Source organism: Streptococcus sp. HMSC057G03, from assembly GCF_001808745.1.
Taxonomy (GTDB): Bacteria; Bacillota; Bacilli; order Lactobacillales; family Streptococcaceae; genus Streptococcus; species Streptococcus parasanguinis_Z.
In genome coordinates this window covers 173173-200098 of record NZ_KV794434.1, presented here as the reverse complement: position 1 = coordinate 200098, position 26926 = coordinate 173173, and the positions used below count along the sequence as shown (strand labels likewise).

General features: G+C 41.5%; 23 protein-coding genes. 2 read left to right on the top strand and 21 right to left on the bottom strand.

All coding sequences use genetic code 11. From position 1 onward, the window contains the following. Positions 1–156 precede the first annotated feature (156 nt). The 10 genes from alaS to HMPREF2686_RS09315 form a co-directional block, all read right to left on the bottom strand. Positions 157–2775: an alanine--tRNA ligase gene (gene alaS / locus HMPREF2686_RS09360; RefSeq protein WP_049474308.1), complete on the bottom strand. Its 2619-nt coding sequence runs from the start codon at positions 2773–2775 to the stop codon at positions 157–159. Between the two features lie 24 nt (positions 2776–2799). Then, a complete protein-coding gene (locus HMPREF2686_RS09355) occupies positions 2800–3285 on the bottom strand; it encodes an LURP-one-related/scramblase family protein (RefSeq protein ID WP_049506131.1) in 486 nt (161 codons plus the stop codon). A gap of 253 nt (positions 3286–3538) precedes the next feature. Next, positions 3539–4483 (bottom strand): peptidylprolyl isomerase PrsA, encoded by a 945-nt coding sequence (gene prsA, locus HMPREF2686_RS09350; RefSeq protein ID WP_049490523.1) that lies wholly within the window; start codon positions 4481–4483, stop codon positions 3539–3541. A gap of 72 nt (positions 4484–4555) precedes the next feature. After that, positions 4556–5275, bottom strand: coding sequence for an O-methyltransferase (locus HMPREF2686_RS09345; protein ID WP_045759248.1), 720 nt, complete (start codon positions 5273–5275; stop codon positions 4556–4558). A gap of 1 nt (position 5276) precedes the next feature. Next, positions 5277–7079, bottom strand: coding sequence for an oligoendopeptidase F (gene pepF, locus HMPREF2686_RS09340; RefSeq protein ID WP_031573459.1), 1803 nt, complete (start codon positions 7077–7079; stop codon positions 5277–5279). Positions 7080–7151: 72 nt separating this feature from the next. Beyond that, positions 7152–8102 (bottom strand): competence protein CoiA, encoded by a 951-nt coding sequence (locus HMPREF2686_RS09335; protein WP_049506133.1) that lies wholly within the window; start codon positions 8100–8102, stop codon positions 7152–7154. A 73-nt stretch (positions 8103–8175) separates the two neighbouring features. Next, positions 8176–8757, bottom strand: a complete 582-nt coding sequence (locus tag HMPREF2686_RS09330) for an LptM family lipoprotein (protein WP_049474304.1) — start codon at positions 8755–8757, stop codon at positions 8176–8178. Between the two features lie 167 nt (positions 8758–8924). Next, positions 8925–10097 (bottom strand): MFS transporter, encoded by a 1173-nt coding sequence (locus tag HMPREF2686_RS09325; protein ID WP_049506135.1) that lies wholly within the window; start codon positions 10095–10097, stop codon positions 8925–8927. Between the two features lie 70 nt (positions 10098–10167). Further along, on the bottom strand, positions 10168–11514 hold the full coding sequence (locus tag HMPREF2686_RS09320) for a DUF1958 domain-containing protein (RefSeq protein WP_049506137.1): 1347 nt from the start codon (positions 11512–11514) through the stop codon (positions 10168–10170). Between the two features lie 188 nt (positions 11515–11702). Further along, on the bottom strand, positions 11703–12410 hold the full coding sequence (locus HMPREF2686_RS09315; protein ID WP_049506139.1) for a glucosamine-6-phosphate deaminase: 708 nt from the start codon (positions 12408–12410) through the stop codon (positions 11703–11705). A 307-nt stretch (positions 12411–12717) separates the two neighbouring features. On the opposite strand from HMPREF2686_RS09315, the gene queA reads away from it, so the two are divergent. Beyond that, on the top strand, positions 12718–13746 hold the full coding sequence (gene queA, locus HMPREF2686_RS09305) for a tRNA preQ1(34) S-adenosylmethionine ribosyltransferase-isomerase QueA (protein ID WP_024055484.1): 1029 nt from the start codon (positions 12718–12720) through the stop codon (positions 13744–13746). An 11-nt stretch (positions 13747–13757) separates the two neighbouring features. Continuing rightward, on the top strand, positions 13758–14228 hold the full coding sequence (locus HMPREF2686_RS09300) for an arginine repressor (RefSeq protein ID WP_003006364.1): 471 nt from the start codon (positions 13758–13760) through the stop codon (positions 14226–14228). Between the two features lie 29 nt (positions 14229–14257). Here the strand turns inward: HMPREF2686_RS09300 and HMPREF2686_RS09295 are convergent, their stop codons facing one another. The 11 genes from HMPREF2686_RS09295 to HMPREF2686_RS09245 form a co-directional block, all read right to left on the bottom strand. After that, a complete protein-coding gene (locus HMPREF2686_RS09295; protein WP_070450471.1) occupies positions 14258–15592 on the bottom strand; it encodes a dipeptidase in 1335 nt (444 codons plus the stop codon). A 17-nt stretch (positions 15593–15609) separates the two neighbouring features. Beyond that, complete coding sequence (locus HMPREF2686_RS09290; protein WP_024055215.1) at positions 15610–17121, bottom strand: YfcC family protein; 1512 nt, start codon at positions 17119–17121, stop codon at positions 15610–15612. Between the two features lie 124 nt (positions 17122–17245). Beyond that, positions 17246–18190, bottom strand: coding sequence for a carbamate kinase (gene arcC / locus HMPREF2686_RS09285; RefSeq protein WP_024055214.1), 945 nt, complete (start codon positions 18188–18190; stop codon positions 17246–17248). A gap of 85 nt (positions 18191–18275) precedes the next feature. Beyond that, positions 18276–19292 carry an ornithine carbamoyltransferase gene (gene argF / locus HMPREF2686_RS09280; RefSeq protein WP_003006350.1) on the bottom strand — a complete coding sequence of 339 codons (1017 nt, stop codon included), beginning with the start codon at positions 19290–19292 and terminating at the stop codon, positions 18276–18278. An 84-nt stretch (positions 19293–19376) separates the two neighbouring features. After that, on the bottom strand, positions 19377–20606 hold the full coding sequence (gene arcA / locus HMPREF2686_RS09275) for an arginine deiminase (protein WP_049483674.1): 1230 nt from the start codon (positions 20604–20606) through the stop codon (positions 19377–19379). 236 nt (positions 20607–20842) lie between these two features. Next, a complete protein-coding gene (locus HMPREF2686_RS09270) occupies positions 20843–21532 on the bottom strand; it encodes a Crp/Fnr family transcriptional regulator (protein ID WP_024056304.1) in 690 nt (229 codons plus the stop codon). 159 nt (positions 21533–21691) lie between these two features. Further along, on the bottom strand, positions 21692–22759 hold the full coding sequence (locus HMPREF2686_RS09265) for a serine hydrolase (protein WP_042760211.1): 1068 nt from the start codon (positions 22757–22759) through the stop codon (positions 21692–21694). Between the two features lie 98 nt (positions 22760–22857). Continuing rightward, on the bottom strand, positions 22858–24330 hold the full coding sequence (locus HMPREF2686_RS09260; protein WP_049506143.1) for a helicase HerA-like domain-containing protein: 1473 nt from the start codon (positions 24328–24330) through the stop codon (positions 22858–22860). A 210-nt stretch (positions 24331–24540) separates the two neighbouring features. Further along, positions 24541–25146, bottom strand: a complete 606-nt coding sequence (sodA, locus tag HMPREF2686_RS09255) for a superoxide dismutase SodA (RefSeq protein ID WP_003006336.1) — start codon at positions 25144–25146, stop codon at positions 24541–24543. Between the two features lie 88 nt (positions 25147–25234). Further along, complete coding sequence (gene holA / locus HMPREF2686_RS09250) at positions 25235–26269, bottom strand: DNA polymerase III subunit delta (RefSeq protein WP_049474295.1); 1035 nt, start codon at positions 26267–26269, stop codon at positions 25235–25237. Positions 26270–26292: 23 nt separating this feature from the next. Continuing rightward, entirely contained in the window at positions 26293–26895 is a 603-nt protein-coding gene (locus tag HMPREF2686_RS09245; RefSeq protein ID WP_003006331.1) for a DUF805 domain-containing protein, read from the bottom strand. Between the last annotated feature and the right edge of the window lie 31 nt (positions 26896–26926).

Sequence of the window (26926 nt, the reverse complement as noted above, 5' to 3'; positions counted from 1 at the left end):
GACGTCCGTACTCACCTAAGGAAAGTTTTTTAGAAGACTTTATCTTCAATCTGAAACCTTTCCAGACGGAAAGGTTTTTTTGTTGCAATCTTTTTCTAATTGGATCTGCTTTTTTTTGAAAAAAGAGGTTGGACAAACATCCAACCTCTCCGATTATTACAATTTACCTGATACGGCATCCAACAATTCTTGGATTTTCGCTTGGTTGCTTCCTCCTGCCATGGCCATGTCTGGTTTACCACCACCACGTCCATCGACGATTGGAGCTAATTCTTTGATCACATTACCTGCATGGACCTCTTTTGTCTTGCTGGCTACAAGGACGTTTACCTTGTCACCAATGGCTGCGACAAGAACAAGCACATCAGAGTAGTCTTTTTGTTTCCAGTTATCTACAAAGGTACGAAGAGCACCTGCGTCTGAAACAGAAACTTGGCTGGCAATGTAACGATGGCCGTTTGCTTCTTGAACATTCTTGAAGACATCGCCTGCTGCAGCTGCTGCCGCTTTTTCCTTCAATTCTGCATTTTCTTTTTGCAATTGACGGAGTTGCTCTTGAAGACCTTCCACCTTGTGAGGGACTTCCTTAAGTTGAGGTGCTTTCAAGGTTGCTGCGACTGCTTTCAGAGCATCTTCTTGTTCACGATAAGCTTCAAAGGCTTCCTTACCAGTTACTGCCAAGATACGACGAGTTCCTGATCCGATCCCTTCTTCTTTGACAATCTTGAAGAGACCAATTTCAGAAGTATTGCCTACGTGGGTACCACCACAGAGCTCAACAGAGTAATCACCGATCGTTACAACACGGACTTCTTTACCGTATTTTTCACCAAAGAGGGCCATGGCTCCCATTTCTTTAGCAGTATCGATATCTGTTTCAATCGTTTCGACTGCGATCGCTTCCCAAATCTTTTCATTGACTTGTTGCTCAATAGCACGCAATTCTTCTGGAGTCACAGCTTGGAAGTGGGTAAAGTCAAAGCGAAGGAATTCTACTTCATTGAGAGATCCTGCTTGGGTTGCGTGGTTACCAAGGATATTGTGAAGAGCCGCATGGAGCAAGTGAGTTGCAGTGTGGTTCTTCATGACACGATGACGACGATTGGTATCGATCGCCAAGGTGTATTCTTGGTTCAAAGCAAGAGGAGCAAGAACTTCAACCGTATGGAGTGGTTGTCCATTTGGTGCTTTTTGAACGTCTGTCACAGTCGCTACAACATTTCCTGCAGCATCCAAGATTTGACCATGGTCCGCAACTTGTCCACCCATTTCAGCGTAGAATGGAGTTTCTGCAAAGATCAGTGATGCAGTTCCTTCTGAAACAGCTTCTACTTCTACATTATCCGCTACGATAGCCACCAACTTAGAAGGCAATTGACTAGCATTATAGTTAAATCTACTTTCAACTGTAATGTTTTGAAGGGTTTCATTTTGCATCCCCATAGATCCACCTTTGACAGCAGATGCACGCGCACGTTCTTGTTGTTCCTTCATAGCTGCTTCAAAACCGTCACGATCGACTGTCATTCCAGCTTCTTCAGCGATTTCTTCTGTCAATTCTACTGGGAATCCGTATGTATCATAAAGTTTAAAGACATCTTGTCCAGCAATCACTGTTTGACCTTTGGCTTTCAAGTCTTCAACGATGGTTTGGGCAAAGTGTTGACCAGAGTTCAAGGTACGAGCAAATGACTCTTCTTCACTCTTGATGATTTTTTCAATAAAGTCTTGTTTTTCAAGTACTTCTGGGTAGTAACTTTCCATGATCTTCCCAACGGTTGGAACCAATTTATACAAGAAGGTTCCTTCAATCCCCAATTTTTGACCATGCATGGAAGCACGACGGAGGAGACGACGAAGAACGTAACCGCGTCCTTCATTACCTGGAAGAGCCCCATCTCCAATCGCAAATGAAAGCGAACGGATGTGGTCAGCAATCACCTTGAAGCTCATGTTATCGCCATCTGGATCATAGGTTTTACCAGACATCTTTTCCACTTCACGGATGATTGGCATGAAGAGGTCAGTTTCAAAGTTTGTTTTCGCCCCTTGGATAACGGCTACCAAACGTTCCAAACCTGCACCCGTATCAATGTTCTTGTGTGGCAATTCCTTGTACTCACTACGAGGAACAGCAGGGTCAGCGTTAAATTGTGACAAAACAATGTTCCAGATTTCGATGTAACGGTCGTTTTCGATATCTTCTGCAAGCAGACGAAGACCGATATTTTCAGGGTCAAAGGCTTCTCCACGGTCAAAGAAGATTTCTGTATCTGGTCCAGAAGGCCCCGCACCGATTTCCCAGAAGTTGTCTTCGATTGGAATCAAGTGACTTGGATCCACACCAACAGCGATCCAACGGTTGTATGAATCCTTGTCGTCAGGATAATAGGTCATGTAAAGTTTGTCTTTGGGGAAGTCAAACCATTCCGGACTTGTCAAAAGTTCATAAGCCCAGGTAATGGCTTCATCACGGAAGTAATCTCCGATAGAGAAGTTCCCCAACATTTCAAACATGGTATGGTGACGAGCAGTCTTCCCTACGTTTTCGATATCGTTGGTACGGATGGCTTTTTGAGCATTAGTAATCCGTGGATTTTCAGGTTTGATGGTTCCATCAAAGTATTTCTTAAGAGTGGCAACCCCTGAATTGATCCACAAAAGGGTTGGGTCATTTACAGGAACCAAGCTAACAGATGGTTCTACAGAGTGGCCTTTGCTTGCCCAGAAATCAAGCCACATTTGACGGACTTGTGCACTAGATAATTGTTTCATATTTGTCTCCTAATTTTTTTAAGATTAATTTGCGCTAGCTTCTAACATTTCGACATAATCGATGGCGACACAAAGTGAGATGACTAAATCAGCGTATTCATCCTCATAGACCGATACTTGGTAGGTAGAGGTTAGATGAAAGAGTTCCTTGCTAATCTCAGCGACGATTTGATCCCGATCATCGAACAATTTGAATTCCAGGTCCCAGATATTTCCTTGTACCCGAAGTCCCAAATCTTCGATATCGTATTTATCCCTTAAGAGCGTCAGCTTTTTATGGATAAAAAAGCGGTCCCCATCCTTCAACTCAACCACAAACTTGGGAAGAAAGCTGATTGTTTTTTTAGTAATGTGGCTCACTTCTTGTTCATTCTTATCATAGATGGTAAAAGTCTTTGGAATCTTAAGAAAAGATCCCTCAACCTGGTATTCAACATTTCCCAGCTCATCTTTGATATCGAACCGCTCGCCCCCCAATCGAAATTTTTGTTTCACTTGATAGGTTCGCATCTTTTGATCTCCTTTAAAAAGCTCCAGACAACTGCCCATAAACAAAAGACAAGCCACTAAACGAAGGGCGAAAAACCGCGGTACCACCTTCATTCAATGAGCTTGTCATTCTTCATTTTGTATGCAATTGTCTCAGCCGAGTAGCAAAATCATCTCTCTTCCATGGCTCGCACCCCCGCCACTTCTCTGATTCCGAGTAACAATGATTTATTCTCAACTATTTCATTATACAAGTTCCAAATGGAACCGTCAACTATTTTTTAGATGATGAGCTGCTATCACTTGTTTGAACACCGATATTTTGCAAATATTGGTTAAATGTTGATTTGAAAGCATCATCTTTGACCTTGATATTGGCATTGGTCATCGCTTTTGCAATAATGCTACGGATGTAGTTGGTATCTTGCTTACGACCATCAACAATGATCTCTTTCAAACGTTTTTCGTATTTCTTCCAGTCAGAGCCTTTTTCTGTCTTCTTATTCAATTTGACAATATAGTAGCTAGCAGAATAGTTTTGACCTGCTGAAACTGTGATCACATCTGAAATACCGTTTTCATCCAACTTAAAGGCTGCTTCTTTGACTTGAGATGGAATATCTGCTGTTCCTGAATCGAACTTGACTTCGCCACCTTTGTCTTTTGTAGCAGTATCTGTTGAATTGTCTTTGGCGATTTGGGCAAAGTCTGCACCTTCTGCTTTAGCTGCTTCCAACACTTCTTTTGCTTTATCTTCTGAATCCAACTTGATAATTTGTGCTGTTACTTCTGGTGTGTAAGATTCAAAAGCCGCCTTGTAGTCAGACTCTTTGATATCTTTCTTAGCCGCTTGGTTGACTGCATATTCCAACAACATATTGCTACGGATTTGTTTCTTCGCTGTTTCTTCCGTCAAGCCTTGTTGCGCCAAGTATGCATCGAATTGGTTACCTAATTGTTTCTTTTGTTTAGCCAATTCTTTATCGACTTCTTTATCAGAAACTTTTGATCCATATTCTTTTTCAAAGACTTTATTGATGGTCATTTGGAAAAGAACTTGTTGAGCACCTTGGTTAGTTTTGATTTCATTATAGAAATCAGAAACTGTGATCGTGTCCCCTTTCATGGTCACGATATCTTTGTTTGTACCATTGGCACACGCTGCTAGTGTTACGACTGATAGCAAGGTCACAGCACCCGCTACAAGTTTTTTCTTCATGAAAATTATTCTCCGTTCCTTTTTAAACTTCTTCTATTTTACCACAAATTAGAGAGAATACCTTAAATTTACCTAAAAAGAGCTAGGATCTGGCAAGGTTACCGTCTCTGCATTTTTCCGAATCATCAAAATACCATCTCCAAGTGGCACCAAACTAGCGGTCAAATCTGGATGATTGAGAGTCGCATGAAAGAGGTTCTGAAGCCCCCGGTAAATGGTTCGTTGCCCACGACGCACTTCCATGATATCTTTGGCAACATCTCCTCCTTGGAAAATATCATCCAGTACCACGATTCCCCCAACCTCTAAGAGTTCGAGAATTCGTGGCAGAAAGACGATGTACTTAGACTTAGCAGAGTCCATAAAGACAAAGTCATAGGTCTCTGTTAAATCCTGCAAGACATCTACTGCATCTCCTTCAAGCAAGGTGATTTGTTTTCTCTGATCGTATTTAGCCAGATTTTCCTTAGCAAAGCCAATCATCTCTTCATTCCGATCAATAGTGGTAATTTGTGCATCGGGAGCATTTTCAGCCATTAAGAGCGCTGAAAATCCAATTGCTGTCCCAATTTCAAGGATTTTCTTTGGTTGTAGGGCTTGCAGGAGTAGTCTAAAGTAAGCTACCGTTTCATGCGGAATAATCGGAATATTTTCCTTGCGGGCGAATGCTTCTAACTCCTTCAAGGCACCTGCTACCGGTTTTTGACGCGTTCGCATAAAGTCAACGATCTCGTCTTTAACCACTGGCCGGCGCATATTGTGGTTGGCATTTTTACTATAAGACTCTACCATCTTATGCGAGTCCTAATTTTTCTACTAGGGCTTCAAATTCATTCAACCGACGTTCAAAGACCGCAAAGGCTGCGTCCAAGTAGTCTTCTTTTTCCATATCCACACCTGCTTTACGGATGACGTTGAGTGGATAGTCAGAATTTCCAGCCTTCAAATAGTCGATATATTTATCACGATCTTCTTGTGTTCCATGAACAATTTTTTCAGCTAAGGCTGAAGCTGCTGCAAAACCTGTTGAATATTGGAAGACGTAGTAGTTATAGTAGAAGTGAGGAATCCGAGCCCATTCATATTGGATCTCAGGGTTGTCTTCTTTTGAAAGACCATAGTATTTTTCATTGAGCTCTGCATAGAGGTTGTTCAAGAACTCACTAGTCAATACCGTACCTTCTTGGTCAGCTTTATGGATGGCATGCTCAAATTCAGCAAACTGCGTTTGACGGAAGACGGTTCCACGGAAGCCATCCAAGAAGTGATTCAAAATCGCAAAGCGAGTTGCATCGTCTTCTACTTCTTCTAACAGACGTTCGGTCAGGATATTTTCATTGGTTGTAGAGGCGATTTCAGCAAGGAAGATGGAATAGTCTCCATAGACATAAGGCTGGGTTTCACGGGTATAGCTAGAATGCATACTGTGACCAGTTTCATGCACCAAGGTGAAGAGATTATCCAATGTATCTTGCCAGTTCAACAACATGAAGGCATTGGTATCATAAGAACCACCTGAATAAGCACCTGAGCGTTTCCCTTGGTTAACATGCACATCAATCCACCGTTCGCTGAAGGCACGTTTTACACGAGAAAGGTAGTCCTCACCCAAAACAGCCAAGACTTCTTCTGCTTTGGCCAATGATTCTTCATAAGTAAACTTGTAGTCTGTATCAGATAATGGGGTATACATATCGTACATCTTCAAGTCTGAGATTCCAAGAATTTTTGAGCGCAATTGCACATAACGTTGCAAGAGTGGCAAATGTTTGTTCACCGCTGCTACCAAGCTATCATAAACACTTTCTGGTACAAAGTTTTCAGAAAGGGCCGCTTCACGAGCAGATGAGAATTTGCGAACTTTGGCATTAAAGTTATGAACTTTCACATTGGTTTGCAAGGTTTTAGCATAGGTATGTTGGTACTGTTCATAGACCTTGTAGAGACCTTCGTAAGCTTCTTTACGAACGGCACGATCTTTAGATTCTACCAAAGAAATATAGTTCCCATGGGTTAATTGAACTTCTTCGCCCTTGTCATCATGTACAGTTGGGAAAACAATATCTGCATTGTCCAAGATTTCAAAAGTTTCACCACCTGCCGCAAAGATCTCACCAGCTCCTGCAAGTAATTCCTCTTCTTTTTGAGACAAGACATGTTCTTTTTTCTCTAGCAAACGATCAAAATAATGACCATATTGTTCCAAGGCTGGAACCTCACTCACAAAGGCTTTGTACTGCTCATCGGTAATGGCCATGAATTCAGGCTCATAGAAGGCAAAGGTTTCGCCTAACAAGCTATAAAGAGACATCCCTTTTGATTGGTACTCTTGGTATTTAGCCACTCGTGTGTCTTGGTCATTTTTCATATGAGCATAGACGTAGACCTTTTCCAACCGACGGCTCAATTCCAAATATGCATTGGTTGTATCCAAAAGTGTTTGCGCTGAATCCAACAAATGACCAGCATAGTGGCTTGCTGCTTTAATATCTGCAGCTAAGCTAGCTGCTTCTTCTTCCCAAGCTTGATCTGTCGCAAAAATAGTCGACAAATCCCATTGGTATTTTTCATCAATTTCATTACGTTGTTTTACCATTTCGATTAATCCTCCAATGGTTCTATTTTAGCATAAAAATGAACATTTCGGGAGGATTTCTATCTTAGAAAGTTAGCTTTTCTGCTGAGCATAAAAACGTGGGGGATAGAGGATCTGAACAGGTTGGATCCCTTGCGACTGATAATAGGTCATAAATTGCTGGTAGTAACCTTCTACATCCTCTTTAATTTGGAGCAAGTTCTGTGAAAGGATCGGACGACAAAGAGGATAAAAGAAATCCAGCCCCAGTTCCATCAGATGGTTTCCCTGCAAATAGAGTTCTTCCTGAAGCTTCAGCCACTTTGGGTGACGATAAAAGAGTTGCTGCTGTATATACGTTAAAAATGTACGATCGAGCTCGACTGCCATTTGCTGCATGGGTTGCGAAAGATAAGGGGTCCGTAAGACTTCCAGTAAAGACCTTTGACCAAAAGGGAAAACTTCTGTTTGATAATGCAATCGCCCTCGTAAATCCTCATGGATGAGGTATTGCAGACGTAGCTCTTTCTTTGTCAGATCCAATTCCCAAAGATGGAACCCGCGATTCTGACTAAAATAAAGAAAGCCAGCCTGCAGCTTTGTTAGTCTTTTCTTGAGCCACAACTTTTTACCAAGTAACCAATAGACCTGGTAACCGTGGGATCGATAATCATCGCTTCTCTCCTTCAAGCGTTCTAAAGATAAGGAGCTGCACTGCACTTCCAAAGCTAAGTTCTTGTCTACTACCAAAAGATCGGCAATTTGTTGAAAATCTGCTAAATAACTTTCTACTTCCGTATTAGACTCCTTAGAGGCCCAGTCATAAAGACTGGCTTTCAATTCCAGATGTTCAAAACTCTCCGCTTCGTGATGATAGGGACAATGCTGTAATTCTACATGAGCAAAATGAGCCCTTAGAACCGAGCCATTTTTTAGACGCACTGGACTATGACAAGCCAAGCAATAGAAGGGCCCTTCTGTCACAGCTGGGATCTCTTCCATACAGTTCCACCGCTTTTGATTGTTATCCATGGCAATAAACATAGGCCCACCTCCTCATCTATATCATTCGAAAAAAAATAGGAAAAAGGCTGGAAATTCCAACCTTTTCTTCTTTTTATTCTTCAGAATCTGAATCTGAATCATCACTAGAATCATCAGCAACAGGAGATTTACTCAATTCTTTCTGCATATCTTTCATTTCTTTACGAGTACTTTCCAACTCTTCACGAGCATCTTTCAAGATTTCGATCAAAGCTTCACGGTCTTCTTTAGGAACGACTGTGCTATCTGAACCGATGCTTTCCAAGCCTTCATTAAAGATATCTTTTTGGTTTTCTAATCCTTGCTTTAAGGTACTAATCATTGCATCGTATTGTTCTTTTGCAGAACCTGTCACAGAAGTACCTGCTTCTTCAGTAATAGAAACAGATTGATCCATTAATTTTGCAAACAACTTTTTAAAGTCTCCAACTGTTTTAGCCTTGCTGATTTCAGCGTCTGTTAAGAGGCTAGAAGATGAAGTCTCTTCTGAATCTGTTGAAGTATCCTTACTTTTTGAAGTGTTGGCAGATTTGCTCGTCACTTTAGTCGTTGATTGACTGTTTGAAGTTTCCTTCTTTGTGTCTTGTTTGTTTGAACAAGCAGCTAGGGAAACAATCGTCAAAAGAGCAGCTGTCGATAAGATCATTTTTTTCATAAAATGGTCTCCTTTATATTTATTTTACCTCATTCTACCATCGAATACTTTGACTGTCAAATTAATCACTAGTTCTTAATAATAGCAAAAAAGTTGGACAAAACACTGTGAAATCAGTTTTTCTGTCCAACTCCTCGATGATTAGTCATACAATTTTAACAATTTCATTAGTCTACTTTGCCACCAAAAAGTCCGTGAGCTTTCCCTTGGGGCATTTTTAAGGCAAAGCTCAGCAAAAAGACGATCCCTACAACCCCTGCTAAAAAGAAACTCATGACTTGGTAACCACCTCTTTCAATACAGAGGGCTGCGAGGGGTTGTAAAAGAATGGTTCCTAAATAACGAGCTCCTTGGACAATGGCCATGGCAAGAACCAAGTCTTTACCATTCACCTGTTGGGCAATAAACCGTAAGGAGACCATAATCAAAACCATCCCGGTTGTATGCTTGGCTAAAAGAGTCAAAAGCACTTTTAAGAAGACAGGACTTGGAAGAGCGTAGACGGCATATTGAGCAAAAATAATTCCGATTGGAAGAGCGATCAAAACCCGTAAAGGCCAGTGGTCCATGAATCGATCAGAGAAAAAGATCAAGGGAGCTTCCACTACGACTGAGATAGCTACAACCGTAGAGGCAATATGGACTGGTAGACCACTATCCATGAGCAACTCAGGAATATAGGTATGACCAATATTTCCAACCCCTGAAGCCAACCCAATCAACACAATAAAGAAGAGATAAGGTCCATTTTGAAGAAGAGGACGAATAGAGACCGGCTCTTTAACCTTTTCTTCTGTTTTCTCTCTTGTCTTCATCCGAACCGCACTTAGGCAGAAGAGACTCAATACAATGGTGATCAAAACCGTATAATAGACAGCTTGGGGGCTAAACTGATGATAGACCCAGCCGGCTATTTGGACACCGACCGAGTAGCCAATGGTTCCCCAAACGCGAATCTTCCCAAAAGCGTATGGACTTTGTGTTGCAAAAACTTCCATCATGGGAGCTGTCCCATTCAAACAGACTAGAACAATTCCATAAAAAACGGTCAGCCAAAATAGATTGGGGGCCCAAAGAAAACCGAAGACACCACCAATGATCACACTCAGACTGAGGGTCGTCATTTTTACGATTCCAAATCGCTCATTGATATACCCAAAGAAGGGTTGGGCTACCATGGATAAGAAAAAGGCAACCGATACCAAGGTCGACACTTGAGTTGCACTATAGTGCTTTCCTATCAAATAAACGGAAATAAGGGTCGTAAAGAGAGATGTGGACATAAAATAAAAACTATAGAGCAGCATATAAGCCGCATAAGAATTTCGGAATTTTTTCATATGAATCCTTTCTAAAAATATCGGAATGAGACAATGACAAAACCCAACTGACAATCAGTTAGGTTTTATTTTACTCTTTATTATAGCGCTTTTGTGCCTCTTTTTTGCGTCTCTCACGACTTTGTTTTTCAATCGAGAGAATGATGACAAGAATGAGAATTGGAATCAAGATCAGGAAGTGATCCAGCGAAAGCCATTTACTGTGCTTAGCCGTTGTCTTTTTCCCACTTGCTGCTTCTTTGACAAGCTCTGGCTTGGCCCCTTCTTCTACCTTCATATCATCTCGGATACCTTCAGACAAGGTGTAGAGATCATTATCTACTGTCAGATAGCCATCTTTTACCGCAAGGGTCGGTTCTTTAGCACCTCTTTTGACCGTTGCATAGAAGGGTTTTTCAAGTGTATAGGTCTTGCCGTCAATCTTCTGGACACCTGCATCTAGCAATTTTTTATAGCCAAAATCTTTATAGGCTTTTTCGATCAAGGCATTGCCAAACGGGTGACGGTAATATTCCCCATCTTGGTCTGCCCAATCTCCTACGCCCATAATGACAGCAATTAAGCGCTGATTGCCCCGTTTGATGGTCGCGATATAGTTGAAAGCTCCACGAGGGCTTGAACCAGTTTTCAAACCATCCACACCTTTCAAGGCATACTTGGCTCCTGGCAATGAATAATTGTAGGTATCAAAGGTTTCCTCATATGGAGTCCCTTTTTTGACCGTGACTTGTGCTTGATTGGTATAGTTTAAAATATCTGGGTATTGATTGATAAAATGATAAACCAGAATCCCTAAATCACGCGCAGTTGTCTGGTTGGCCGCATCATTTGGATAATTGTTGACCTGATAGTAGCCCTGCAAGGTGGAGATGGCCGCCCCACTCGGGTTATTCCAGACCGTATTGGTCATCCCTAATTCCTTAGCCTTGGCATTCATGCGCTCGATAAAGGCATCTGGATCATTGTTGGACATGAGATTGGCCAACATGAGGGTCGATACATTTGAGGATGGAACCACTGTCATGGTAATCAACTCAGGAATTGTGTAGTCTACCCCAGCAACAATATTATTGTTGGAGATCTCATAGATCTTTCCGATCGCTTGGTCTGAAGCGGTCGCCTTGATCACTGTATCCTTACTGATCTTGCCATTTGCCATATCTTCAAACAAGAGATAGAGCGTCATGAGCTTACTCATGCTGGCAGGATCTCTGACTTCATCGATATTGTCTTTCCAAAGAACATTGCCCGTATTTCCGTCAATAATAAGCGAAGAATGTGGACGGTTAATGGCTTGGACATTGTCATTTGGATACATCTTTTGCGCCATATCCACCAATTCATCCGCACTCGCTAGAATTGGCTGGCATAAGAGACTCATAAGGAGGCAAATATGGATCAAATATTTTTTTATCATAAACTTTTCCTTTATAACAGACTAATCAGCTGGAGGCTAAAATAAGCTTCTAGCCCTCATGCCCTTTCCTCTTGTCTCCCAGTAGATGAAAAGAGCTAATCCCAGCAGATAATTACTTGTATTGTACCATATTTTGAAGCAGAAAAAAACCTATCTGGCCCGAATAAATCGGCGATAGGTCCTGTTTTTTATCGACTTAACAAGCTCAAGGCTTCCTTATCCGCAATAATGGTCACATTTGGATGTCCTTGAAGGGCACTAGCTGGCACTTTTTCTGTCCTTTCACCCTCTACTGTACCTTTGATTGCTTGGGCTTTTGATTCCCCATAAGCAAACAAGACAATTGATTTCGCAGCTAAGATATTGGCAATCCCCATCGAAATGGCTTGGGTTGGTACATCTTCGATCTTATCAAAGAAACGAGAATTGGCCTCAATGGTAGAGTCATCCAACTGAACTAAGTGGGTCTGACTATCAAAGGATGTCCCTGGCTCATTAAAACCGATATGCCCATTGCGTCCGATTCCCAAGATTTGGAGGTCCACTGGATGCTCTTCGAGTATTTTGTTATAACGGATCACTTCTTGATCGGCAGATTCTTCTACACCTGATGGGAGATAGCTTTCTTTGAATGGTTTGGCATCAAAGAGATTTTTCTCCATGAAATACCGATAAGATTGAGGATCATCTCCCGTCAATCCTACGTATTCATCTAAGTTCACACTGATTAGATTAGACAGATCCAGATCACTTTCACGAATTTGTTTATAAAACTCAAGGGGACTGCTTCCAGTCGCAAGACCTAAGGTTTGAGCACCTTCCTTTAAAGTTTCTTTCAATATATCAAAGGCAACTTTTCCACCCTCAATTTGGTCCTTTACTTCAATAATTTTCATTGGATAGACCTCCTATTTCTCTATGCTTTTATTATATGGTATAGACCAATTTTTGTCAAGTGAAACCGCTATCTTTTTCTGGCATTTTTTTCATTTTCAAGTCGATTCGTGATATAATGAAAGGTATGATTGTATCACTATTATTCATCATTTTTTTGATCGGACTCCTTGTCTTTCTCTTATCTTTCTTGATTCATCAAAGAAAGATTCTCAAGGTCCTGATCTTTTTGATGGGAATCTGCCTGATGCTCTTAGCGGTCGGGACTACCATCTATCTACTCACAAATTTAGTATAAAAGGAGCGCAAATGAATACCAACGACTTTGACTTTGATTTGCCTGAAGAACTGATTGCCCAAACCCCTCTTGAAAAACGAGATGCCTCTAAACTCTTGATCCTTAATCGAAAAACAGGGCAATTCCAAGACCGTCATTTTGATGCAATTTTGGATGAATTGGAGCCAGGAGATGCTCTTGTCATGAACAATACGCGCGTTCTCCCTGCCCGTCTTCATGGAGTCAAACCAGAAACAGGTGGTCACGTCGAATTCCTTCTCCTTAAAAATACGCAAGATGACTGTTGGGAAGTCTTGGCAAAACCTGCAAAACGCTTAAAGGTAGGGGCTACAGTCATCTTCGGAGATGGTCGTTTGACCGCAACTGTCGAGGAAGAATTGGAACACGGAGGCCGCATCGTTCGCTTCCACTACCAAGGGATCTTTTTAGAAGTTTTGGAAAGCCTTGGTGAAATGCCACTTCCTCCCTATATTCACGAAAAGCTTGCTGACCGCGAACGTTACCAAACCGTTTACGCCAAAGAAAATGGTTCTGCTGCAGCTCCAACGGCAGGTCTTCATTTCACCCAAGAATTGCTCCAAAAGATTGAAGCAAAAGGGGTTCACCTGGTCTATTTGACCCTTCATGTAGGCCTAGGAACCTTCCGTCCAGTATCCGTGGACAATCTTGAAGACCATGAGATGCACTCTGAATTCTACCAACTTTCTGAAGAAGCTGCTGCGACCCTTCGTCAGGTAAAAGCTGCAGGAAAACGCATCGTGGCCGTCGGAACGACTTCTATTCGAACCCTTGAAACGATTGGCAATAAATTTGATGGAGATATCCAAGCCGATTCAGGTTGGACCAATATCTTTATCAAACCAGGTTATGAATGGAAAGTCGTCGATGCCTTTTCAACCAACTTCCACCTTCCAAAATCAACTCTGGTCATGTTGGTTTCTGCCTTTGCTGGCCGTGAATTAACCCTCGAAGCATACCACCATGCTATTCAAGAACGCTACCGTTTCTTCAGCTTTGGGGATGCCATGTTCATCAAGTAAAGGAGTCTCTCATGAATAAAATTGAAAGTCGCCACCGCTTGATCCGCTCGATCATTTCTGAGCGTAGGATTCATACCCAACAAGAACTCCAAGAAGCCTTAGAAGCCAATGGCGTTCTCGTTACCCAGTCCACCCTTTCACGGGATGTCAAATCCTTGAATCTAGTGAAAATTAACGAGGGGGATAGTTCCTACTATGCCATGAACACCATCGCTCCTTCCCGTTGGGAAAAGCGCCTGCGGATGTATATGGAAGATGCCTTAGTCATGTTACGGCCCGTTCAAAACCAGGTCGTTGTAAAAACTCTTCCAGGTCTTGCCCAATCCTTTGGAGCTATCTTAGATGCATTGGAACTCCAAGAAATTGTAGCCACCATCTGTGGAGATGATGTCTGTTTGGTTATCTGCGAAGACAACCAAGGAGCTTTGGATTGCTTTGAAAAATTAAAAGAATTCACCCCACCCTTCTTCTTTAGTAAATAAAAAGTTTGGAAACCAAGTTTCCAAACTTTTTATGTTGTAGCTAAGCGTTGAATGGCTTCTCGATAGATTTCCATCGCAGCATAGAGATCGTCAATTTTTGCTCGTTCATTGGCTTGGTGCTCGGTCTGTTCTGCACCTGGGAAAAGAGCCCCAAAAGCGACACAATTTCCCATTGTCCGCGCAAATGTCGCACCACCAGAAGACATAGCTGGTGTCTTATCACCAGTTTCTTCCTGATAGACGGCCATCAAAGAGCTGACTAAAGGACTATCCAAAGGAACATATAAAGGAGCCAGATAATCAAACTCTTCATATTCCAACTGATAGCTAGCTGCAATTTCTTGCAAACGAGCTACCAAGGCATCCTTATCTGCTAAGACGGGGATCCGGATATCAATCCCGATTTCCGATTGTTCTTGATCGATCACAAGGGTCGCAAGATTAAAGGAAAGATCGCCACTTGGTTCATCTGAAATAGGGCCAAATAGAGCCTCACCAGTTGCATCCTCACCAACTGCATCTGCGATAAAGAGCAAAGCTGGATGGGGTTGGATGAGGGATAAACTTTCCGCTAAACCGACAATAGCATTCACTCCTTCAGCTGCATCTTTAGAGTGCTTGGAAACACCCAAAACAGTTACAGAATCTTCTGTTTGGCTATACTGAACCTCACTTTGATCCAAAACAGGAAGCAACTCTTCCAAACGATGACAAGCATAGGTCGCCTTGTCTGGAACAACATTGAGGGCCTGACCAGCCTGTAAGGGAAGATCATCCCAACCTGGACCATGCAATTTCACTTGTAATAAGCCTTTTTCAGCATAGGTTAATGGGAAAGAAGAATCCGGTGCAAATCCAAGATCTGCTTGCTCTTCGATTTGGTTGTAGCGGTTCATACAGCGCCACAAGGTTTCTTCATCCGTCCCAAAAATAAAGCGGATTCGTTTGGTAAACTGGATGCCATCATCCAGTAAACTCTTAACTGCATAGAGGGCAGCGAGTGACGGCCCCTTATCATCCTGCACACCACGACCTACTAGATAGTCACCGACAATGGTCGCTTCAAAAGGTGGCGTTTGCCAATCTTTTAGATCACCGGCTGGAACAACATCCAAGTGACAAAGAACGGCCAGGAGTTCTTCCCCCTGACCGATCTCTGCATATCCATAGTATCCTTCAGGATCTATATATGTTTGAAAACCTAATTCTCGAGCAAGCTCTAAGGTTTTTTCTAGGACATCTTGGATAGCTTGTCCAAACGGTGTTCCATTTTCCCCTTCGTTTAATACTGAGGGGTAAGAAATGATGGTTTGAAGCGAGTTTAAATACTGCTCTTTTACATCGTTCTTTATTCTATTTTTCATGAAACACCTACTTTATTCTATTGCAAGAATGGAACCACAGTTCCTAGTAGAAGAAGGGCAATGGTGATCACAACAATCGCTACGACCAATTTACCCATGAATTTCCACCATGCACTCAAGTCAACACGTCCAAGAGCAAGAGCTCCCATTACGATACCTGAAGTTGGTGCGATCAAGTTCAAGACACCAGATGCAGATTGGTAAGCTGTGACAATCAAGCTACCTGGTACATTGACGAATTTACCAAGAGGTGCCATGATACCCATTGTTGCACTGGCAAGACCAGATGATGATGGGATCAAGAATGACATTGGCAAGTAGAAAATGTAAGTCAAGACAATGAACAATTGAGATGAAAGACCTTTCAGTCCTTCTTCACCCCAGTGAAGAATTGTCGCAGTGATCATACCGTCGTTCATGATGACTTGGATACCACGTGCTACCGCTACGATAAGAGCAACACTCAAGAGGTCAGCTGCACCATTCATGAAAGATGAAATGATTTTATCTTCTTTCAAGCCATAAATGATACCAACAAGGATTCCCATGAAGGCAAAGAGCATAGCTGTTTGTGGGAAGTACCATGTACCAAGAGCATCTGTGTTACCGACCAATTGACCAAGTACTGGAATTTTATGGAGAGATTCGTTGAAGGTTTCAAAGAATTTAATACCCAAATCTTTGAATGGGATAAATCCAGCAACCATGATAACGAATGTTGAGATGAAGACGACCAAGACACGTTTTTGTTTCTTGTTCATTTGTGAAGGAATTTCTTCGCCACTATCAACATTGAAGTGTTTCAAATCTTCTTCACGAGTTGCATAGGTGAGAGATTTGGTTGGGTCTTTTTGAACCTTATCTGCATAACGGTATACATAGTATGTGCTAAGTCCTGTCAATACGATCCAGAAGATCACACGAAGTAAGAGACCTGAAGCACTTGAGATACCTGCAGTATCAGATGCGATAACTGTCGCAAATGGGTTCAATGTTGACGCCAAACATCCGATTTGTGATCCTAAAAGGATAATGGCTACCCCTGTCAAGCTGTCAAAACCAACGGACATCATAACAGGTACAAGAAGTGGATAGAAGGCCATGGTTTCTTCACCCATACCATAAGTTGTACCACCAAGGGCAAACAATGGCATCAAGATCAAAATCAACATTTTTTCGCGGCCTTTGTATTTACGAACGATAGAAGCAATCCCTACATCAAGGGTACCTGTTTCGTTCACAACTCCAAGGAAACCACCGACCATCAAGATAAAGAAAGCTACGTCAATCGCTGCACTAGTTGGTGCTTTACCAAGCATGGCATTGATTGGGGCCATCAAAACATCCCAAATTCCTTGAGGATGTGCTTTTACAGATTCATAACTACCTGCAATGATAGCACCTGCATCGTCAACCTTGTATTGACCAGCTGGAATAATCCAAGTTAACACTGCCATAATAGCAATGATAATCAACAATACGGAAAAAGATGAAGGCATCTTAAATCCTTTTTTCGTTTTTTCACTCATTTGTCTTCCTCCTAACGCAACAAAGTGTGAGTGATGTTTTACAAGAGACTCTTGTAAAACGCTTACCTATAGATTTATTCTATCACAATAAGCTTTAAAATACTAGTTTTTTCCTAATTTTTCATTAGTCTTTTTGGATGATTGTTCCACTTTCAGACTCAATCAAAGCTCCCAGGTTTTCAAGTGATGTAATAACTGCTTTTCCTTCTGGGCGACCATTGACAAAGGCAATGGCAGCTTCCACTTTAGGAAGCATGCTTCCTGGTGCAAATTGGTCTTGTTTGATGTATTCTTCCAATTGAGCCACATTAACATGTTCCAATTTTGCTTGGTCTGGTTTGTTATAGTTCACAAAGACATAATCGACACCAGTCAAAACGATGAAGAGGTCTGCTTCTACTAATTCAGCCAAACGTTGAGAGGCGAAGTCTTTATCGATAACCGCTTCAACACCAGATAGGCTACCATCTGCTTCTTTCACAACTGGGATACCACCACCACCGGCAGCTACAACGACTTGACCGTCGTTCAACAAAGTACGGATGGTATTGATTTCTTTGATATCCACTGGTTTTGGTGAAGCCACGACTTTACGCCAGCCACGACCAGCATCTTCTTTGAAAGTTGCTCCTGATTTTTCAGCTTCTGCTTTTGCTTCTTCTTCTGAGTAGAATGGACCGATTGGTTTGCTGAGGTTGACAAAAGCTGGGTCGTTCTTATCAACAATGACTTGTGTCACAACAGAAGCCACATCTTTTTCGATTCCTTCTTCATGAAGAGCATTTTGAAGAGCATTTTGAAGCCAGTAGCCAATGCTTCCTTCGGTCATAGCAACTAATGAATCAAGTGGGAAAGCAGGGTTCTTTTCAGAGTTTGCTGCCAAGTGTTGGAGCAAGAGGTTCCCTACTTGAGGACCATTTCCGTGAGTGATGATCAAGTCATCCCCGTTTTTGATTAATTTGACTAAGTGTTTTGCTGTTTCTACAAGTGCTTCTTGTTGAGCTTGAGCAGAAGGATCAGATGAGAGTATAGCATTTCCTCCCAAAGCAACGACGATTTTTCTTGACATAAGTTTTCCCTTTCTATAAAAAATAGGGGCAGGACTAAAGCTAGCAGTCCAGCCCCTATAGCTGTTGGTATACGGTTATAAAGTCTTAAACTTTTGGAATATACAAGTTACCAAGAGTAGCTGCCATAACCGCTTTGATAGTGTGCATACGGTTTTCAGCTTGGTCAAAGTGACGAGCATATTTGCTGCGGAACACTTCGTCAGTAACTTCCATTTCTTCTACGCCGAATTTTTCAGCAACATCTTTACCGTAAACAGTATTTGTATCGTGGAAGGCTGGCAAGCAGTGCAAGAAGATCAAGTCTTCGTTATCAGCTTTCTTAATCAAATCCATATTTACTTGGTAAGGTTTCAAAAGGGCAACACGTTCTGCAAATTTGTCTTCTTCACCCATTGATACCCAAACGTCAGTGTAAAGTACATCTGCACCTTTCACTGCTTCGTCAGCATCTTCAGTGATCAAGATATGAGCGCCACTTTCTTTTGCAAATCCTTCTGCCAATTCAACGATTTCTTTTTCTGGGAAGAGTTCTTTTGGTGAGAAGATGTGTACGTTCACACCAAGGATAGCACCTGTTACAAGAAGGCTGTTCGCAACGTTGTTACGTCCATCACCACAGTATACAAGTGTCAAACCTTCCAAACGTCCAAAGTTTTCTTGAACTGTCAAGTAGTCTGCAAGCATTTGAGTTGGGTGCCATTCGTCAGTCAAACCATTCCATACTGGAACACCTGAGAATTCAGCCAATTCTTCAACCATACGTTGGCTGAAACCACGGAATTCAATACCGTCAAACATACGTCCAAGAACTTTAGCAGTATCTTCTGTAGATTCTTTTTTACCAAGTTGGATGTCGTTTGCACCTAAGTATTCTGGGTGAGCACCAAGGTCGATAGCTGCTGTTGTGAAGGCAGCACGAGTACGAGTTGAAGTTTTTTCAAACAAAAGCGCAATGTTTTTACCAGCAAGATAGTGGTGTTCAATGTTGCGTTTTTTAAGGTCTTTCAAGTGAGCTGAAAGTCCGATAAGGTATTCTAACTCTGCACGTGTAAAGTCTTTTTCTGCCAAGAAGCTACGTCCTTGGAACACTGAATTTGTCATTCTATTTGTCTCCTATTTTCTTTCTAGTATTGATCAGTAAGAAGAAAGAGCTGATCCCCAAAGACCAGCTCTCAGTCTTCTCTATTAGATTTCTTCACGTTCAAATGGCATTGACATACAACGAGGTCCACCACGACCGCGAACCAATTCACTTCCGCGGATCTTAATCAAACGAAGTCCGTATTCTTCTAATTTCTTGTTGGTAACAGTGTTACGGTCGTATACTACTACCACACCTGGTGCGATTGTAAGAGTATTTGATCCGTCGTTCCATTGTTCACGTGCAGCAGCAACGACGTTGCCACCTCCACATGGAATCAATGTAACTTTTTCAACACCAAGGTTTTCAGCAAGCAATTCAGCCAAATCACCTTTTTCTTCAACGATCTTCAATTGTTCGTTTTCATAAGTTACAGAGAAGACGCGAAGGTTGCCTTGGATTTCTGGGTGGATTGTGAATTTATCGTAGTCCACCATTGTGAATACTGTATCCAAGTGCATGAATTTACGGTTGTTCGCAAATTCGAAGGCCAATACTTTCTTGAAGCCAACGTTCTTCTTGAAGATGTTTACCAACAATTTTTCGATTGATGCAGCATCAGTACGTTGTGAGATACCAACTGCCAATACATCTTTAGAAAGTACCAACTCATCTCCACCTTCGATACGAGTATCTTCTTCACGGTTATAGACAAGTTCAACTTTTCCACCGTAAACTGGGTGGTATTTGAAGATGTATTTACCATACAAAGTTTCACGGTTACGTGTATCTGCGTACATGTGGTTCAATGATACTGCATTACCAATTGTTGCAAATGGGTCACGTGTGAAGTACAAGTTTGTCATTGGGTCGATAGCAAATGGATAGTCAGATTCAACAAGGTCTGTCAATCCTTTTGCTTCTTCAGGAATTTCTGGAAGTTCAGCTTTTTGAACCCCTTCCATTGTTTTTTCAACCAATTCTTGGTTGTCTTCAATGCTGTGAAGCAATTCACGGATCGCAATTTTTGTTTGGCGTCCACGAATGTTCGCTTCTTCAAGGTATTCTTCGATGAACTGATCGCGAATTTCTGGAGAAGTCAATGACTCAGCAGCCAACTGTTCAAGATAAAGTACTTCGATTCCTTCGTTACGAAGTGCTTGAGCGAAATTGTCGTGTTCTTTTTGAGCATCTTCCAAGAATGGAATATCATCAAAAAGAAGACGTTCAAGATAGTCAGGCATCAAGTTTTCCAACTCTTTACCTGGACGGTGCAAACAAACTTTTTTCAGTTTTCCAATTTCTGAGAAAACATGAATTGGGTGTGTAGACATCTATAGTCCTCCTTTTTTCTTTGAGCTTGTTCACAAGCTTATTACAATTGTTATTATATTCTTTATTGGTACCGCTTTCACAAAGGATTCTACTTTTTGAATGCAAAGAATTTGGCTTTTTTTTGAATCCTTCCTATTTTTTAGTTAATATGAAGCGTTTTCTTTGCATATTTTGCCTTTTATATTATTTTTATGAATATATATTTTTTTGTAAAAAATAAAAAAAGATCAACGAATTAGTTGATCTCTTCAAAACTTTTTAAAAAGTAGGCTGTATCTAGAAAAGTTAGTTGTTTTCTCTCATACTGGATCTTATGAGAATCGATGAGTTTCTTTAAAACTTGATTGACGGTTTCTCTAGTTGTGGCTGCTAATTTGGCCATTTCCTTCATACTAATTGGAAATGGAAGCTGATTTCCTAGACCTTCATAGTCCTTGCACAGAATGGCTAAGGATTGAATCACGCGCTCACTGGCACTAGCTGTCACGACATTGCGCAAGCGCAACTCTTGAAATTCTAGGATGGAGGAGAGCTTTCTCATAATAAAGAGCAACTGCTCCTTACTCTCTTGGGCATATAATTCATAGAGGTTGACGGGAATCACGAAACAACGCAAATCCGTCACCGCACTAGCTGTATAGTGGTAACGCTCATCCTGGAACATCCCACCATAAGGGAACAGAGCCCCCTTCTTAATATAATCCATATAGGAGAATTGGTCAGACGAATCAAATTGCTCAATACGAGCAAAGCCTTTTGTCAGAAGAAAAATGCGCTCCCGCCTATCTCCTGCATAAAATAAAATTTGTCCTTTAGGGATATCCCTGGCATGAATTTCAACAGCTAATTTATCAAATAGCTCCACTGGTAGCGCAGAAAAGGCTGGATGCGAGCGGAGCAACTGGTAATCTTCCTTTGTAATCATGTCTATACTTCCTCTTATTACTATTAGTAGTATAACATACTTTTTATAGAAAAGGGAAAGAAGTCTCTTTAGAACAGAAAAGTAATTCGAAACACCAAGTGAATTTCATCCTACTTTGATAGAATAAAAGGCCTGAGCAACCCTCAGACCTTTTGTCGATTATTCATTCATATTGACACGATGCCATTCATTGATAACATAAGCCAGTTGCCCTAATTGATAAAGACCAACGCCACTGATTTCAGAACTTTCTGGAGTCGTCCCTCCAAGTCCTGCAGTGTAGATGGCAACCAAATAAGGAGTCGATTCATGGACAATCGCATCCACATTAAGTGCTTCAGCAACATACCCTGGTTTTTGTTGAATCACCAAATCTGGCAAGAATTTTTTATAGTACTCACCTGGGAAAGACTCCCCGATCAGTTCTAGTAAATCTGCATATTTTTCTTGATGATTCCAAAGATATTCTAAGACATGGATGTAATAATCCGTTGTCGTTTTATTATCTTCGCTAAAGGTTTTGACTTCTGGTGAACGGGATTGACCATAGCGACTGAATAACTTGCGTGCTTGCTCCATCCCCCCTAAACGATCTGCCAAGGCATAGGCTGGGGTATTTTCAGAGTAAACCAATGAATAGCGCTGCATATCAGGAATAGACATGGCTCCATCAAAGGCAGCAACGTAATTGTCATGCTCTCCTACATATTCATAGTAAGTATTGGTAATGTCAAACCGGTCTGTTAAATTGAGTTTGCCCTTTGCGACTTCATCCACCACCAACATGTTCAAGGGTAGCTTATAGGTACTACCTGCCGTCATTGGTTGAAGATCATTCATGGCAAATTGCTCTCCTGTAATGGCATTGCGATACGTGAAGGCAACTTGTGACGGATCAATTCCACTTTCTGCTAGGAAATCCTGGACAACCTCTACCAAGCCTTTATTAGCATAATCATAGACAAGGCCATAAGCACTCATCGTTTCCATGTCTGCATCTACTACTGCTTGCTTAGCTTCAGGAGATTTGACACGCGGTTTTTTCGTCTCAGGGGTAGACTTTTCGATATCTTGTTCTTTTGCTTCTTTTGTTTTCTTTGCTTTTTTTTCAATTGCTGATGCTGTTGGTTGCGTAACATGCAAGTAGCCCAGTGCGCTTGTTCCCACTAAGCACAATAAAATACTGACCGCAATCATGATCGAGCGTAGATTAAAATATTTTTTCATACGAGATTAATTATAAAAGATTCTACTGAAAATAACAAGAATTATCAGAAAGAGAAAACGGTTTCTTTTTAAAAAGTTTTTTTCTTTTCATAAAAGGGTTATTTCCGTTTAAAAGAGCCCATAATTAGCTTAGCGATCTCACGCGCAATCGTCCGGAATAAGGAACTCAAGAAGGAATCTTTTGCCTTTTCAAGACTAGATTTTCTTGGACGACCTGGACTACGTTTTTGAGCTGCCTTATCTGCTGCAGCCTCTTCCTTTTCTGCTTCTTTTTGCTCTTCTTCTTGTGCTTCCTTGCTTGCTTTAGCTGCTAATTTTTCATAGGCAGATTCTCGATCAATCGTCGTCGCATACTTTTGATGGAAAGGCGATGTCGTGATCAAGGCCAATTGTTCACTCTCATTTAAGAGGTCAAAACTCGATTGAGGAGAGAGAATATAAGCACGCTCAACTACACTAGGCTGTCCCTTTTCATTGAGGAAAGAAACCAAGGCTTCCCCTGTCCCTAACTCTGTGATCACTGTTTCTGTATCAAAATCTGGATTTGGACGAAAACTTTGGGCAGCCACCTTGATGGCCTTCATTTCTTTGGGTGTATAAGCTCGAAGTGCATGCTGAACACGATTTCCAAGCTGTGCCAAAACAGATTCTGGAAGATCTTGAGGATTCTGGGTAATAAAGTAAATCCCTACACCCTTCGAACGAATCAGGCGTACCACTTGCTCGACCTTCTCAAGAAAGAGCTTGCTTGCATCCTTAAAGAGGAGATGCGCTTCATCAAAGAAGAAGACCAGTTTTGGCTTTTCAGGATCCCCAACCTCTGGAAGTGTTTCAAAGAGACGAGACAGCATCCAAATCAAAAAGGTTGAGTACAATTTTGGTGAATGAAAGAGCTTTGTAGCCGAAAGAATATTGATATAACCACGACCAGATGCATCAAGTTGCATGAAGTCATTTAAATCAAGTGCGGGCTCTCCGAAAAACTGGTCTGCTCCTTCTTCTTCGAGAACCAAGAGACTTCTTTGGATGGCTCCGACAGATTGTTTGGTGATATTGCCATATTGGGCCGAATAGTCTGAACTGTGTTCATAGACTTCCTTTAAAAGGCTTTGCAGGTCCTTCAAATCAATCAAGGGCCAATCTTTCTCTTGGGCCACTTTAAAGACAATTGCGAGAATTCCTGATTGGGTTTCATTCAAATCAAGCAGACGAGAAAGAAGCAATGACCCCATCCCTTCGACAGTCGCCCGAACAGGATGACCAGCTTGGCCAAAGACGTCCCACAATCGAACAGGGAAAGCTTGTGGCTCAAACGGATCTGTGATCCCAAGAAGCTTGTAGCGTTCTTCCAGTTTTGGCGTCCATTGCCCGGCTTTGGCTAAGCCAGATAAATCTCCCTTGATATCAGCTAGAAAGACCGGAATACCTTCTTTGCTTAATTTTTCTGTTAGGACCTTGAGAGTAACCGTTTTTCCTGTTCCTGTTGCACCTGCAATCAAACCATGACGATTCAACATCCGCAAATAGATAGGCGTCTCAACGGCTCCTTTAGTAATGGTAATACTAGTCATTTCATTTCTCCCTGAATGTTTCAGTTTTCATTTTAAGGTTTATCTTTTCCTTGACTAGGCCCTTCAAACCAGGCTTCAGACAAGTAAGACACGCTCCTACTAGTGTATCATTTTCCTGACCAAACGCAAGAAATTATACTCCGATTTTTCGGATGCAAATAAAAAAATCTATAAGAGCCAATACTTGCTCTTATAGATTCCTTCATTTTATTATTTTGCTGCTGCAAACAATTCATTCACTTTATTCCAGTTAATCACTGAGAAGAAAGCTTTGATGTAGTCAGGACGTACGTTACGGTATTTCACGTAGTAGGCATGTTCCCAAACATCCAAACCAAGGATTGGTGTTTTACCTTCAGAGATTGGTGTATCTTGGTTTGCTGTTGAAGTCACTTCGAGTTTGCCTTCTTTGTTGACAACCAACCATGCCCAGCCAGAACCAAAACGTGTCGTTGCTGCTGCTGTGAAGGCTGCTTTGAAGTCTTCAAATGAACCAAATGTAGCATCAATCGCTGCAGCAAGTTCTGCTGAAGGAGCTGTTTGTTCTGGAGTCATCAATTCCCAGAAAAGAGCGTGGTTCAAATGACCACCACCATTGTTGATCACAGCTTGGCGAATGTCAGCTGGAATGGATTCAACATCAGCTAACAAGCTTTCAAGGTCTTCTCCAATTTCAGGATGTTTTTCAAGAGCTGCATTCACATTGTTTACATATGTTTGATGGTGTTTATCATGGTGCAAATGCATGGTCTCTTCATCGATATAAGGTTCCAATGCATCATAAGCATATGGTAATTCTGGTAAAATGATAGCCATTTTATGGTCCTCTTTTCTTTATTACTGACTTGATGATAACGTAAACAGCTAAATTATTCAACTAATCTGCTTGCGATTTCATTCATCGTTAGACGTTATTCGCTACTTTCAACAGGGCCAAATCAAATAAGTAGTCTTTTTCATATGTTCCACTTTTAATCGCATAATCCGTCTCGATGAAGGTTATCATAGCTTGCTTCAAAAAGGACAAGGAAAGCCTGCGGCTATCCCGTAAGGCAAACTTCACCTGATAAGGATTGACCTTGCGTCCTGACAACTCCGACAAGCTCGCTACAATTTGGCTTTCGGATTGGCCTTCTTCTGAGAAAATTTTAACTTGAGAAAACATTCGGAATTGTCCCAACAAAATAGCGATCAATTTTATTTCATCTTCTCCTTGTAAGCGGAGATCCTTAACCAAATTCCGGGCTTGATCGATTTGGCGTTTGAGAATCATCTGTGTCAGATCAAAAATATTATCTTGCAAGGACTTTGGAACAACCTCCTTGATATCTTGGAGGGTAATCTGACCATCTTCTTTATAAGCCTGCAACAGAGCGAGATTCTTCTGTAACTCTCCAAAATCATAGCCAGATTTTAAGAGCAACTGGTCCAAGGAATCGCCCACAAACTGCAAGCCCAATTCTTGGGCCTGACTTGCAAAATAACGCTTTAAATCTTGCTCTTTAGGTGTTGTTGCTTCAATGATCTGGGCATCCCGTTTTAGGAGTTTGACTAAGCGACGCTTACTATCTAATTTTCCTTCTGCAAATATCACCAAACGGGTTGATTCAGAAGGATTTTCCAGATAATTTTCAAATTGCTTCAGATCTTCATCGGTTAAATTGCGTTTTTTGGCAGTGGTCAAATCCAATAAGTGATCCAAAATCACGATTTTTTCATCTGCAAAAAAGGGAAGACTGACCAAATCCAGCTCGACTTCAGCATAGGAGGCTTCCTTCATATCAAAATAAGAATAATTCAAATCTGAGGGATCATAGCCTATTTTTTTTAAAATGTCTTTTTTTAACCATTCAAATTGACCTACATCCTCACCCGTCAAGACAAGAATAGGAGGCAGAGTTTGAACCGTCAGATGTTTAATGTCGGTAATTGCTTGCATGAAACTCTCTTATCTTTATCACTTTAGTGGATTTCGTGTTCAGCAGCCATTCTTTGTTCCAATGGTGGTTTTTCATCAGACAAATCAGGTGCTGCTACAAAATTAGGGATTTGCTCAAACGAGTTGCCTCCAAAGCTCCCCCCTGTCGCTGTGACCTGTGGTTCAGAAGCCACTCCCATAGGAGTTTCTACTGGTTGTGGGAAGGTGTTTTTCCCTGGAAGCATCATGAGAATCAAGAGAGAAATAACTGTAATCCCCCAAAGAAATAGGAAAATATCTAGCCCCGTCAACAAATAGAGCAGAACCGGACCAAGGTTCAAAAAGATCCAAGACCAATGGATTCCCGCATCCCGCAAGCGACGTACACAAATGGCTTGACTGGGTACCAAAATGAGGAAGTAAAAGAATGCTAAGAAAGCGAGCGCCCATAAACCTGTCTTAGAATGAACAGTTGAAAAATTGAGCGTTTCTTGAGCATTTTGATGGGATAAAGAGGTCACGATGTAAAAAACCCAAAGAGGCAAAGAAATCAGGGAATTCCAGAAAAAAGCTAGCCAAAAATGGGCCCGACTGGTCTTACTTGAAAAATCTGCATACTGTATCCAAAATTGCTTAAATGCGTTCATACGATTTTACCTTTACATTGATTTCACTTTC

Excerpts from the sequence above, each read along its gene's own strand:
- alaS (WP_049474308.1), bottom strand. The coding sequence starts at position 2,775 with ATGAAACAATTATCTAGTGCACAAGTCCGTCAAATGTGGCTTGATTTC.
- HMPREF2686_RS09355 (WP_049506131.1), bottom strand. The coding sequence starts at position 3,285 with ATGCGAACCTATCAAGTGAAACAAAAATTTCGATTGGGGGGCGAGCGG.
- prsA (WP_049490523.1), bottom strand. The coding sequence starts at position 4,483 with ATGAAGAAAAAACTTGTAGCGGGTGCTGTGACCTTGCTATCAGTCGTA.
- HMPREF2686_RS09345 (WP_045759248.1), bottom strand. The coding sequence starts at position 5,275 with ATGGTAGAGTCTTATAGTAAAAATGCCAACCACAATATGCGCCGGCCA.
- pepF (WP_031573459.1), bottom strand. The coding sequence starts at position 7,079 with ATGGTAAAACAACGTAATGAAATTGATGAAAAATACCAATGGGATTTG.
- HMPREF2686_RS09335 (WP_049506133.1), bottom strand. The coding sequence starts at position 8,102 with ATGTTTATTGCCATGGATAACAATCAAAAGCGGTGGAACTGTATGGAA.
- HMPREF2686_RS09330 (WP_049474304.1), bottom strand. The coding sequence starts at position 8,757 with ATGAAAAAAATGATCTTATCGACAGCTGCTCTTTTGACGATTGTTTCC.
- HMPREF2686_RS09325 (WP_049506135.1), bottom strand. The coding sequence starts at position 10,097 with ATGAAAAAATTCCGAAATTCTTATGCGGCTTATATGCTGCTCTATAGT.
- HMPREF2686_RS09320 (WP_049506137.1), bottom strand. The coding sequence starts at position 11,514 with ATGATAAAAAAATATTTGATCCATATTTGCCTCCTTATGAGTCTCTTA.
- HMPREF2686_RS09315 (WP_049506139.1), bottom strand. The coding sequence starts at position 12,410 with ATGAAAATTATTGAAGTAAAGGACCAAATTGAGGGTGGAAAAGTTGCC.
- queA (WP_024055484.1), top strand. The coding sequence starts at position 12,718 with ATGAATACCAACGACTTTGACTTTGATTTGCCTGAAGAACTGATTGCC.
- HMPREF2686_RS09300 (WP_003006364.1), top strand. The coding sequence starts at position 13,758 with ATGAATAAAATTGAAAGTCGCCACCGCTTGATCCGCTCGATCATTTCT.
- HMPREF2686_RS09295 (WP_070450471.1), bottom strand. The coding sequence starts at position 15,592 with ATGAAAAATAGAATAAAGAACGATGTAAAAGAGCAGTATTTAAACTCG.
- HMPREF2686_RS09290 (WP_024055215.1), bottom strand. The coding sequence starts at position 17,121 with ATGAGTGAAAAAACGAAAAAAGGATTTAAGATGCCTTCATCTTTTTCC.
- arcC (WP_024055214.1), bottom strand. The coding sequence starts at position 18,190 with ATGTCAAGAAAAATCGTCGTTGCTTTGGGAGGAAATGCTATACTCTCA.
- argF (WP_003006350.1), bottom strand. The coding sequence starts at position 19,292 with ATGACAAATTCAGTGTTCCAAGGACGTAGCTTCTTGGCAGAAAAAGAC.
- arcA (WP_049483674.1), bottom strand. The coding sequence starts at position 20,606 with ATGTCTACACACCCAATTCATGTTTTCTCAGAAATTGGAAAACTGAAA.
- HMPREF2686_RS09270 (WP_024056304.1), bottom strand. The coding sequence starts at position 21,532 with ATGATTACAAAGGAAGATTACCAGTTGCTCCGCTCGCATCCAGCCTTT.
- HMPREF2686_RS09265 (WP_042760211.1), bottom strand. The coding sequence starts at position 22,759 with ATGAAAAAATATTTTAATCTACGCTCGATCATGATTGCGGTCAGTATT.
- HMPREF2686_RS09260 (WP_049506143.1), bottom strand. The coding sequence starts at position 24,330 with ATGACTAGTATTACCATTACTAAAGGAGCCGTTGAGACGCCTATCTAT.
- sodA (WP_003006336.1), bottom strand. The coding sequence starts at position 25,146 with ATGGCTATCATTTTACCAGAATTACCATATGCTTATGATGCATTGGAA.
- holA (WP_049474295.1), bottom strand. The coding sequence starts at position 26,269 with ATGCAAGCAATTACCGACATTAAACATCTGACGGTTCAAACTCTGCCT.
- HMPREF2686_RS09245 (WP_003006331.1), bottom strand. The coding sequence starts at position 26,895 with ATGAACGCATTTAAGCAATTTTGGATACAGTATGCAGATTTTTCAAGT.